The organism is Mitsuaria sp. RG (genome assembly GCF_028369275.1).
Lineage (GTDB): Bacteria > Pseudomonadota > Gammaproteobacteria > Pseudomonadales > Pseudomonadaceae > Aquipseudomonas > Aquipseudomonas peradeniyensis.
The window spans coordinates 1-431 of the sequence record NZ_JAQMYQ010000122.1; the positions used below are offsets into that span (position 1 = coordinate 1).

1 protein-coding gene is annotated in these 431 nt (G+C 67.1%); it reads left to right on the plus strand.

The genetic code is table 11. The annotated features are described in order from the left end of the window. Window positions 1-431: AMP-binding protein (locus tag POF53_RS25955; RefSeq protein ID WP_498970065.1), on the plus strand; the 431-nt coding region annotated here is incomplete at both ends.

A 431-nucleotide genomic window follows, 5' to 3' on the forward strand; every position in this document is an offset into this window, starting at 1 on the left:
CGCGAACGCCAGCACCCGACCCTGCGCACGCTGCTGGTCGGCGGTGATCGCCTGCGCCAGTTCGACCGCGATCCGGGCTTTGCGCTGGTCAACAACTATGGCCCGACCGAGACCACCGTGGTGGCGACGTCGGGGCAACTGCAACCGGGCGGTGCGCTGCATATCGGCAAGCCGACTGCCAACACCCGCGTCTACGTGTTGGACGAGCAACGCCAACCCGTACCGGTGGGGGTGACCGGCGAGCTGTACATCGGTGGTGCGCAGGTCGCCCGGGGCTATCTCAACCGGCCTGAACTGACCGCCGAGCGCTTCCTCGACGATCCGTTCAACGGCGGGCGGATGTACCGCACGGGCGATCTGGTGCGCTGGAATGCCGATGGCACGCTGGACTACCAGGGTCGCAATGACGACCAGGTGAAGATCCGTGGCGT